This is a genomic window from Psychrosphaera sp. F3M07, assembly GCF_018860345.1.
Classification (GTDB): Bacteria; Pseudomonadota; Gammaproteobacteria; order Enterobacterales; family Alteromonadaceae; genus Psychrosphaera; species Psychrosphaera aquimarina.
Window position 1 is genome coordinate 22,753 of the sequence record NZ_JAHKPJ010000022.1, and the last position, 6,642, is coordinate 29,394.

Below are 6,642 nucleotides of genomic sequence, written 5' to 3' on the forward strand. Positions count from 1 at the left end.
TTTTTTATATCTAGTTAACCCCGAGGATTATTGATCAACACCTTTTCACATAAACTCATGGCTAGGTTATTGTCATAATAAGCGGCTTCATTAATGAAGGTTGGATAAACCGTTTGTGCCCCTTGGTATAAAATTTCCGTACCATCAAATAAGGCAAATACTGGATCGCCTGGATTCACGGCTTTAAAATCATTACCTTCAACATTTTTATGAACCATACCAATACGTTGATTGTGCTCATTGACTGGCAAAGTTAAACACTCTAAATAACGGAAAGCCTCCGTTGACTTAGGCAGTTCCGGTAGGTTATCGGCATTATATAAGTCAACAAAATCCAGAATAGTCGCGGTCATTTTAGCCATTTGCTCATTGACTTCGTGTTTTAATACACCTTGAGAAACCGGACCAACTTCAACTATCACTCCACGTTTCCCTAAGGTGCATAACAAATGATGTTCGTCATTTGATTTATGTTCTTCATCTAAATAGACAATAACTTCAGGCATGATATGTCGAATATAAATAGACAATAAGTCATAAAATTCACCTTGCTGAGGTACCAATAATGTTGGTCCCATATTTGATGTTGTATTATGTAGGTCTATCACTAAATCAGTTTTAGCATTGCCTTTAGGGCCAAGCTGCTGATTAATAACTTTCGCACGGGATTGTTCGTAATTAGACAATGTCATGTTAGCCAAAGACTCAGAGGAAAACTGTCTATTTAAATCACAATCGTAATAACGTTTGTTATTACTTATCGCTTTGGTATTAGCCAATAGCGTCTGAGTGTTAAATGAGTTTCTGATTAGAAAATTAGGTTCATTGTCACGCCAATAATTGACCAGATAAATACCAGCCAATTCGTTACCGTGTGTGCCGCCTACTACGGCTACGTTATTAATTTTATTATTCATTTTTCAACTTCTAAATTTCACATCAACTAACCTTATCAGGATCAGTTATTAAGCCACAATATTAATTTATTGCTAGGTATAAATAAAAGAGATATTAGGGGCTATTTTGCCCCCAAGCACTAGATTTTCCGCAATGAAAATCGTTAAAAGGTAAGTTTATTAAGGTTAATCGCCTGTGTGTTGTTAGTGTATGTTGATATTATTGCCTACAGTTAGGCGAGCTTTATTCGCGGTTCATTATTTCAATTGAAAATGGGTATACACAAATGTTTAAAAAGCCAGTGACTTGGATTGTATTATTGTTAATTTGTATGTTGGCATTTGTTTATTGGCCAGCGGCTGAACAATCAAACGGACAACAAAGTGGAAAACAATTACCACTCGTTGAAACTCAAGTGGTATCTAAACAATTTTTGAAAGATGAGATAATCGCATTAGGGACAACTCAAGCCAACGAATCCATTATTTTAACAGCCCAAAGTACAGACCGTGTTAAGTCTTTGCATTTTGAAGACAGCGATAAAGTGGAAAAAGGACAATTGATTGTTGCTTTAGAACACGCGGAAGAACAAGCCGAAGTTAAAGAATTAGAAATAAAACTGGCTGAACAAAAAAGACAATTACAGCGCTTATTAGATATTAATAAAACCAGCGCGCCAGCAGAAAGTGCTATAGACAGTCAAAAAAGCTTAATGGAATCGACACAAGCCCAGCTTTCAGTCGCCAAAATACAATTATCAGAAAAATACATCTACGCCCCTTTTGCCGGTAAATTAGGGTTGCGTCAGATCAGTGTTGGCCAATTACTTACCAGTAATACCGAAATTACAACCTTAGATGATTTATCACAAATTAAAGTAGAGTTTGAGTTACCTGAAAAATACTTAAACCGAGTGAGTGAAGGTCAACCGGTGTCGGCTAAAAACATTGCCTACGGTCAGACCTTTAATGGCACGATTTCGAGTATCGCGTCTCGTTTAGACAAAGCGACTCGCTCATTTAAAGTGCGCGCTCTGTTTCCAAATTCAGACTTGAAATTACGTGCTGGCATGTTATTGCAGTTAATCGTTGAAACACAATCAATCGAAACGTTAACGGTACCAGAAACTTCAATCATCCCAATGAACGCAGAGCATTATGTTTACAAAGTAATAGATAATAAAGTACACAAAGTGTTGGTTGAGACGGGCCGTCGTAAACCAGGTGTGGTTGAAATACTGTCAGGCTTGGTAGAAGGTGACGTTGTGATATCCCAAGGTGTCATCAAAGTAAGAGATGGTTCTATGGTGACCACCGCAGCACAAAATTCAAAACAAACTAAATCAACCACAAATACAAAGGGGTAAGGTATGTTGTTATCTGACCTATCGGTAAAACGTCCCGTTTTTGCCACTGTTGTTAACATGCTGTTAGTGACCTTTGGTGTGGTTGCCTTTTTTATGTTGTCATTGCGCCAATACCCGGACATCGACCCCCCAATTGTTTCAGTTAGTACTAACTATCCTGGCGCGTCAGCGGAAATAGTCGAAAGTAAAATAACTCAGATATTAGAGGGGCGCATTTCTGGCATTGAGGGAATAAAAAATATTAACTCAAGTTCACGTAATGGTCGTTCTCAGATCACCATAGAATTTAAAACCAGTCGCAATATTGATTCCGCAGCCAATGATGTTCGTGAACGTGTATCAAGAGCATTAAACAACTTGCCAGAACAAGCGTTACCGCCAGAAGTCTTTAAAGCGAATGACGATGAAGATGTTATTGCATGGTTTGTAATGAACTCAGAAACCATGAACAACTTGGAATTAACGGACTATGCCAAACGTTATATTGTTGACCGCTTTGCCGTTGTTGATGGTGTTGCCCGTGTTCGTTTAGGTGGCTCACGTGATTATTCAATGAAAGTCTGGTTGAACAAAGATGCCATGGCTGCACGTAACGTAACGGTTGCAGATATTGAAAACACGTTACGTAAAGAAAACGTAGAACTGCCAGCTGGTGAAGTTAAGTCAACCGATAGAACCTTCAATGTTCGTATTGAACGTGCGTATAAAACTCCAGAACAGTATAAATCGCTGGTGGTTGGCAAAGGCGAAGACGGATATTTGATCCGTTTAGGTGATGTCACTGAAGTTGAATTAGCCGCAGAAGATGAAGAAAGCACGTTCCGAGGCAATGGTAGTAACATGGTGGGTCTTGGAATAATTAAACAATCTAAAGCCAATACTTTAGATGTGGTTAGAAATGCCAGAGCAGAATTAGCCCGTTTACAAGAGAGTTTACCGGCCGGAACAAAAATCTCAGATTCGTATGATTCATCGGTGTTTATCGCTAAATCAATCGAAGAAGTGTATAGCACGTTAGCCATTGCCATTGCTTTGGTTGTGTTAGTTATCTATCTATTTTTAGGCAATGTAAGAGCGACGTTTATCCCCGCGATTACGGTACCTGTGGCCTTAGTGTCTACTTTCACCGTTTTGTTGATGTTGGGATTCTCCATTAACTTATTAACCCTATTAGCCTTGGTACTCGCTATTGGTTTGGTGGTGGATGACTCTATTGTGGTATTGGAAAATATTTATCGTCGAATAGAAGAGGGCGAATCGCCGTTAATGGCGTCTTACAATGGTGCGCGAGAAGTTGGATTTGCGGTAATAGCCACGACGTTAGTATTAGTGTCAGTGTTTTTACCTTTGGTCTTTTTAGAAGGCAATGTAGGCCGTTTATTTGTAGAGTTTGCTATCACAGTAGCCACGGCCGTTATCTTCTCAAGTGTTGCCGCGTTAACATTATCGCCTATGTTATGTTCAAAAATATTAAAACATAGAAAGCGTGAATCTAAATTTGGGGTTTGGTTAGACAACGGGTTTAATAAATTAGAAACCGGATATGAAAACCAACTTAAATCAACCGTTAATAACAAAGTAGGCTTAGCTATTATTATGATATTAGCCGTAGCCGCGATTGTTGGTTTATTTCAAACTATCCCACAAGAGTTAGCACCTAAAGAAGACAGAGGTAATTTCTTTGTTATGATCCGTGGTGCGGAAGGGGCCAGTTATCAAAATAGTGTGAACAACACCGAACAAGTAGAACAGCGTTTATTAGCCTATTACGAACGTGGAGATATTCATCGAGTTATCGTAAGAACACCAGGGTTTGGTGGCAGTGCCGGTATCGCTATTGTTGGCATGCCTGACTGGGAACACCGCACTAAATCCACTAATCAAGTGATGGATGAGATATCTGCAGAACTGCAAGAGTTAACCGATATTAGAGCGTTTGCCATGATGCGAAGTGGTTTGGGCGGTCGTGGTATTGGCAGCCCTGTACAATTTGTTATTCAAGGTGACACTTACGAAGAATTAGCCAAATGGCGCGATATTATTCTAGAAGAAGCCAGAAAGAATCCAAACTTGTTGCGTTTAGACAGTGACTTTAAAGAAACCTTGCCTCAGTTATTGGTAGAGATAAACACAGAACGCGCATCGGATTTAGGTGTGTCGGTAGCCGATATTGGTGGCACATTAGAAGCCATGTTAGGCCAACGTCGAGCAACGACTTATATTGAACGTGGTGAAGAATATAATGTATTACTAGAAGGACGCGATGAGCAGTTTAATAGTCCGTCCGATTTAGATGGTTTATACGTACGTTCTGCCACAACAAAACAGCTTATTCCATTGTCAAACTTAGTGACGGTAAATGAACGGGCAACAGCGAGTCGATTAAACCGTTATAACCGTATGCGTTCAATCACCATCGAAGCTAACTTAGCGGATGGTTATACATTAGGCCAAGCATTAGACTTTTTAAATCAAGTGGTTAAAGAAAATATCACAGGCAATGTGAATGTTGATTACAAAGGTCAATCGTCTTTGTACAAAGAGTCTGGCAGTTCAATTGCTTTTGTTATGTTGATGGCTATGGTAGTGACATATCTTGTTCTGGCTGCTCAGTTTGAAAGTTTTGTACATCCACTGGTGATCATGCTAGCGGTTCCTTTAGCGGCACTCGGTGCGTTAATGGGATTACAATTAACCGGAATGACACTTAACATTTATAGTCAAATTGGACTGGTGATGTTAATAGGTCTGGCCGCTAAAAATGGTATTTTAATTGTCGAATTCACCAATCAATTACGTGACAAAGGTGGCGAATTTAAAGATTCATTGATCCAAGCATCAAAACAACGTTTACGTCCAATTGTCATGACGTCGTTCTCAACCATTATGAGTGCTGTACCGCTGATGATAGCCTCAGGTGCTGGGGCTGAAAGTCGCTCTGTAATCGGAGTGGTAATTTTCTTTGGTGTTGCCTTCTCAACTATCTTAACCTTGTACGTCATCCCAATGGCGTATTATTGGATTGCCAGAAACACAGGCTCTCCAATGGCAATCTCGAATGAGATTGCCAGACAAAGCGAAATGGATGTGAATGAGAGTAATAATACCGAAAAATCATCGGCTTAATATACACAGTAACGCATAATCATTAGGTAATAGGGAGCACATCAGTCGCTCCCTTTTTTTATATCCTTTATATACAAAAGGCTTTATTTTTGTGCTTTAAAGCATAAGCTGGTTCAAACTTAAAAGGATATTCTGACTAAATCATGCATAGGTAGTTGGTTTCTATTCAGCTGGAGAAACCCAATTTGTATGCTTATTATCATAAAATTTCTTTCTTAATGGGTGGCCAAAGTCACTATGCCACTACAAAGTGGTCAAAATCTTTGCTGGAGTAGCATTAGCTAGTACAGGTAATATAGTATCTGGAGCTATTCTCATGGGTGAGGGCTTAAGTGGAGAATCAGTTTCTGAAACAGCAGCCTCATTTGTGACTCAAGATGAAGGTTTGCAAAAAGAAATTGCAACGGCAGTTGATTTAGCTTTCGGCGTAAAAGGTATGGCTCAGGGACTCAAAAGTATCGGAGATAACTTTTCACCCGAAACTGCTGAGAAATTGGTTAATGAGACTGTAGCAACAGGAGCCAAATCTGCTGATCTTGGTTTAACAATAGAAGAAGCTAAAGAGGTATTTTAATTTGGCAATAAATAGTTTTAAAAACAATATAAATATTGTCTTTTCATTATTTGTATCGATATGCTTGGGCGTTGTTTTGATCATAAATTCGACAGCACAAGACTCAGTTATTCAAGGTATCGTCAAAAACATTAGCTGCACTGAGCATTACAAAAAGCAGGATAGATTTAATTACTCTATAGAAATTGAAGATAAAGGGGCTTTTAGTAATAGTTCAGATCTTAAATGTGAACGTTTTTTGAATATACAAATTGGTGATGAGGTTAAAGTCAAACGTGATGGTCATAAGTTTACTCAGATTACTCATGATAGCATTAACCTTTTCAATGAGAATGCTATTGAACGCTCAATTAATGGCGCAAAACTTATTTTCATTTTGTTGTTTATCTTAGCCACTGGCGACGTGGGGTATCGCATTTACCTCCGCTCTAAAAGTAGGCGTTGATACCTTTAATCGCATATGCGTAATAATTTATGAAGCCCAGAATGGATCAATGGGGTCAGAGTTGTTGATTTACCGAATATTGCTAAATAGATAAAAGTTAACTAGATTTTAACTATCAAATAAGGAGTTTTTGATGGCTAGATTACCTAGGTTAAACTTACCCAATATCCCGCAACATGTGGTACAACGCGGTAATAACAGACAAGTGACTTTCGCTACTGACGATGACTATAT

The 6,642-nt window shown here is 38.8% G+C and carries 5 protein-coding genes; 4 read left to right on the forward strand and 1 reads right to left on the reverse strand.

Annotation, left to right across the window (positions count from 1 at the left end):
• Positions 1–14 precede the first annotated feature (14 nt).
• Positions 15–917, reverse strand: a complete 903-nt coding sequence (locus KO505_RS13730) for an aspartoacylase (protein ID WP_216056045.1) — start codon at positions 915–917, stop codon at positions 15–17.
• A gap of 266 nt (positions 918–1,183) precedes the next feature.
• Here KO505_RS13730 and KO505_RS13735 point away from each other — a divergent pair, with 266 nt between their 5' ends.
• From KO505_RS13735 to KO505_RS13750, 4 genes are all read left to right on the forward strand, one after another.
• Positions 1,184–2,263: an efflux RND transporter periplasmic adaptor subunit gene (locus tag KO505_RS13735; protein WP_216056046.1), complete on the forward strand. Its 1,080-nt coding sequence runs from the start codon at positions 1,184–1,186 to the stop codon at positions 2,261–2,263.
• 3 nt (positions 2,264–2,266) lie between these two features.
• On the forward strand, positions 2,267–5,389 hold the full coding sequence (locus KO505_RS13740) for an efflux RND transporter permease subunit (protein WP_216056047.1): 3,123 nt from the start codon (positions 2,267–2,269) through the stop codon (positions 5,387–5,389).
• Between the two features lie 250 nt (positions 5,390–5,639).
• Positions 5,640–5,963, forward strand: coding sequence for a hypothetical protein (locus KO505_RS13745; RefSeq protein WP_216056048.1), 324 nt, complete (start codon positions 5,640–5,642; stop codon positions 5,961–5,963).
• Position 5,964: 1 nt separating this feature from the next.
• Positions 5,965–6,408 carry a hypothetical protein gene (locus tag KO505_RS13750; RefSeq protein WP_216056049.1) on the forward strand — a complete coding sequence of 148 codons (444 nt, stop codon included), beginning with the start codon at positions 5,965–5,967 and terminating at the stop codon, positions 6,406–6,408.
• Positions 6,409–6,642 lie beyond the last annotated feature (234 nt).